Origin of the sequence: Winogradskyella pacifica, assembly GCF_003386275.1 — a bacterium.
GTDB classification, from domain to species: Bacteria; Bacteroidota; Bacteroidia; order Flavobacteriales; family Flavobacteriaceae; genus Winogradskyella; species Winogradskyella pacifica.
Window position 1 is genome coordinate 1 of the sequence record NZ_QREI01000020.1, and the last position, 4,477, is coordinate 4,477.

At 27.4% G+C, this 4,477-nt stretch carries 4 protein-coding genes; all 4 read right to left on the bottom strand.

Features of this window, described 5'->3' with window-relative positions:
• Positions 1-196: 196 nt before the first annotated feature.
• Positions 197-1,255: a hypothetical protein gene (locus DFQ09_RS18415; RefSeq protein WP_115813059.1), complete on the bottom strand. Its 1,059-nt coding sequence runs from the start codon at positions 1,253-1,255 to the stop codon at positions 197-199.
• A gap of 37 nt (positions 1,256-1,292) precedes the next feature.
• The gene (locus tag DFQ09_RS18420) at positions 1,293-2,303 is read right to left on the bottom strand and encodes a hypothetical protein (protein WP_115813061.1); all 1,011 of its coding nucleotides are present in this window, start codon (positions 2,301-2,303) and stop codon (positions 1,293-1,295) included.
• 207 nt (positions 2,304-2,510) lie between these two features.
• Positions 2,511-3,506, bottom strand: coding sequence for a hypothetical protein (locus tag DFQ09_RS18425; RefSeq protein ID WP_115813063.1), 996 nt, complete (start codon positions 3,504-3,506; stop codon positions 2,511-2,513).
• Between the two features lie 126 nt (positions 3,507-3,632).
• Positions 3,633-4,316 carry a hypothetical protein gene (locus DFQ09_RS18430; protein WP_115813066.1) on the bottom strand — a complete coding sequence of 228 codons (684 nt, stop codon included), beginning with the start codon at positions 4,314-4,316 and terminating at the stop codon, positions 3,633-3,635.
• Between the last annotated feature and the right edge of the window lie 161 nt (positions 4,317-4,477).

The following is a 4,477-nucleotide window of genomic DNA, read 5'->3' on the forward strand; positions in this document are numbered from 1 at the left end:
CGTAGTAAAAAGAGGAACACCTTATGTCGTTCTTCAGCAATATGCAGCCTAAAAAATAAAACTAAATATTACTAGGATTTGATCTTGGAATACGTATAAGATTAGTTGCGTGTTTTAAGCACTAAAGTTAGCAAATAAATCACAGATAGAAAGTCTGCGAGGACTTTCGTAAGTAGGCTATAACCAGCAATTAATTTTATACGGTGTTGGCAGTAGTTTTTTCTTGTTTTTCTTTCGGTTTTATGTTGTATTTCTTTAAAATTTCAGGATATAAGTTTCGTGCTGATAAATATTCGGATAATTCAATTTCAAAATCTCCATAGACTTCAAATAGTTCTTTCGTTGGTGCATACTTTTTCTCATATTCCCAATAATGTTTGCTAAATAAATCTGAAAATTCGATTGACTCTTTACATTTTTTAATATCTACCAAAACATTATTAAATAACTTTATTTCTCCACCAGTTTCAAAAAATGTTTCTCCATTTTTAAAAAGAATTAAATTTGTCTTTTTCCAATTTTCAGTTTTTTCATAACCACTTGAAAATCGTAAATTACTTTTCTCGTATTTTAGTAACCAATCTATCATTGATTTTTCAGAAGAATTATCAAATTCAACAAGTGCTTTTTTGCCAGAATTTTGATTTTTTGCTAATTCATTAAAATTTTCAATTGTGACGTAAATTGATAAAAAAGGCCATACAAAATTATAATCCCAATCAAAGTTTTTTACAGAATTGTATAATTTTTTATTGTCTTTAAACCAAGAAACAAATTCCTCAATATCTGTTATTTTATTCTCATACTTCTCAAATTCTTTAACAGCAACTTCTACTTGTTTTTGAAGTGAAGCAATATGAGATGAAGGATTGTAGTTTTTACTTTCGTCTTTTTTGAACCTAAAATAAACACAGTTTTTCTTAATTAGATTTTCCTCATTTTTAAAATCACTACATCTAAATAAATCTACGATTTCATTATTCTCCTCTTTAAATAGCAAGTCTAAATAATCATTGTTTTTTGTCAAAAAAGTATAACCATTGCAACCTTTATAGCACTTGTTACAAGTGCCTTTTGATACTTTCTCAAATTTAGTTACTCCTTGTTTTTTTAAGTTATCAAATTTATCTCTCAATGTTTTGATAAATGCCCCTTTAGAAACTTCCATATATGCTTTGTTATTGTCTAAAACGACATCTAACAATTCAATATCCATTTCTGTTATGCTTTTTATTACAGTCTCTTTTTTAGTCATTATATTATAAACTTGAAATTATTTTTAAGGTGTTTTATTAATAATTCCATCTAGACTGTCTTAATCTTTCTTCATCTTTATCTGAATTATATTGAGCTCTTTCTTTAGCTTCTTCTCTTTTCCTTAATAAGTCAAATTCTAGTTTATAAAGTTCTTTAGAGTTGTTTAGGGTTGAATAACATTCTTTGTAAGTTCCGGAAAAGATATTTGCTCCTTGAAAATCATTAAATTCAGAGGAACCATTACTACTTAAGTCTAAATAAGGTGTAATTTCTTCAAAATTTGGAATGTATTTTGAATAGTATTTTTCTGGTATAATGATTTTTAAACTACCATCGTTTTCAATTAATTCATAACTCCAACCATTATCATTTGGTACAGTTCCAATACAGGAAACCTTTGCTATATTAAAATCTAATTTCTTAAAGTTTAAATGAGGAACTTTCCATTTATCTTTATGATATTTTTTAAAGTTAGAAATATCATCAAACTTGATGTCTCGGATTCGATACTCTCTTATAACAAATTTTTCATTTAATTCAATATTTTCAATTTCTTGAGCATTAAAATTAAAAAAAGATGACTTATCTATAAACTCATAATTTTGTTTTGATATCGATGAACTATTAATTGTATCTATATAGTTTAATAGTTTAAACACAGATTCATTAAAATTATTTTCGAAAATCTCAAAATATGGTTTGTTTAAATAGCGAGTTAGAGAAAATTCAAAGATATCTGTTTTTGAAGGGATGTACTTATTCAATTCTTCGTCATCATCATTGATGTTTGTTGATAACTCGATAAAAATATCTGAATATTTCTCTATAAATATTTCTTTTAAATCTTTTTTAAATTGTAACAAATAGGGAACATTCCATATATCATTTTCTAAACTTATCTTTAAATTAATAATTACATTTTTATATTCAGATATTTTGGTAGAAACAATCAAATTGTCAGTTGAGAAAACATTTATTGGTTGATGAAATACACTTAATAATTCAGGTTCAATTTCAATAATTATGTTGTCGATATTTATTTTCATAATGTTTATGAGTTTCTGAAAATTGTTAGGAATTACTAGTGTTTGTTGGTTTTCCCAAATTACTGCCAACGGTTTTGTGTATGGTTAGTTGCGTGGTTAAGCAACTAATTTAGTAAACAAATACGAACCAGAGAAAATTCCGAAGGAATTTTCCAAATAAGCACTTGCCAAAGCAATTAATTATACACGGTGTTAGCATGCGTTTTTTTAAATTATATCTTGAAACATATTGAATTTGATATTTTTCCTTTTCATAATGGCTGGTCTGTATTTTTTTATTTGCTTAAGAATTTCTTTTTCAAGTTTCCTTTGAGTCCATAAATTATATAATGTTTTTGAAACAAACCATGTTTCTACATGTTTTATCAGTATATCACTAATGAGTTTGATTTGTTCTTTTTGATTATAACGTTCTATTTTATTTACATCAATACGACCTTTTAGAGTTTTGTCCGAAATACAACCTAATATAGTGTTAAGCTGATTGTCTTTAGGAATTAAATTAATGAAAATCGGTGTATTTATTAGGGGAATGGTTTCTTTACTTTTGATTGCTTGCCATTGATCAGCATCAAAACTTATAGAAACAGGTAAGGTATATGATGTAGAAGTACAAACCTCAAGTTTTGGAAGATTTAAATAAATGAAATCAAAATTACGTGTATTTCCATTTAAATCTTGTTCAAACAAGAATTTCGTTTGTTTACTCATTTTTATAATTATAAGAAACGAATTGTATAAATTCGAAAACGACTCTTTAACTTCATTGCTTAAGTTGTTACTTTTGAAGATTAATTCATACCATTTAATATTATATTCTTGTTTGTAGAGTTCACTTAAAAAGCCTCTATAAGAATAAAGTAGTTGGTTTTTGTATAATGAAAAATCAATTTCTTTGGCTTCTATACTTTTAAAGAGTAATGTGTCACATGAGTTACAGAAACCCCAAAAAGTAAGGACATCTCCTTTTTGTTTTATACCTTTTTCTTTGAATGCATATGGCATATCATTGAATCTTGGGTCTAAATCCTCTAGTTGTATTATTTTGCCATCTGCAGATGCTATGTCTCTAATTGATCCTTCTGCTTGTTGAATATGTGATCTTATAGCTAGATTATTACAATTTGGATTGTAGCATTTTTGAGTTTTAGCTCTTGCTTTCTTTCTCAAATCGGCTAAAATCCCTCTCTCTTTATCTGTCATGTTAAATGCATGCTAACGTTTATGTATAAGAATAGTTGCGGGTTTGTATGCGAGGAATTTCCGAAGGAAATTCAGACGTTACAAACCCGCAACGACCTTTGATTAAGCACTAAGCCGCAATTATTTTTATACGATGTTAGCTGTAGTTTTATATTTATTTACATCAATTAAATTCCGATGAATATACTCCATTTCTAATAAAAGTTCTGCTACATTAAATTCGTAGTCATCGTGTAAGTGTTTTATTATTTTTTTTAGTTCAATTTCTAAATTTGTGATAAGGTCTTTATATCTGATTACATACAAATAGAAAAGTTTTCTATATACAAAATCTTTATCTCCTGAGTGATTTTCAATTAATTCATAAGCCAATCGAATTTCGGATGTGAAATAAGTGATTTTGTTGAGCCTATTTAATATTGTGATTTCAAGAGGTGCAGCTAAATAATTAGGGCTGTTAGTCATAAAGTGTATAACTTCTTCAATATTCAATTTGTCTTCTTGAATAATCTTTATTTGGTCTAATATATTTCTTGACTGTTCTTGATTTTTAAAAATTTCATTAGCTCTAATTTGTGCTTTAAATGCTAGAAAAACTAATATAGCAGAGAGACCGTTAATAAAAGGGGCTGTAATTCCACCGATTGTATCTCCAATTTCTCCTGTGTTTGAAAAATCAAAGAACTCTAGTTTAGTAGTAAGTGTATAAATAAATGGTAATAAAAAAATAATAATTAAAAGCAGTAATAGTATTTGACTTGTCTTAAAATTTTCAACATCCAATTTCTTCATATTTTTTTCGGTTTTCATTGGTAATTACAGCTAACGGTCTTGTGTATGGTTAGTTGCGTGGTTAAGCAACTAAGTTAGCAAACTTTTACGAACCCGTGAATATTCCGCAGGAATATTCGCAAGTAGGCTAGAACCAAGCAATTAATTATACACGGTGTTGGCATTTCGTTGTTTTTACT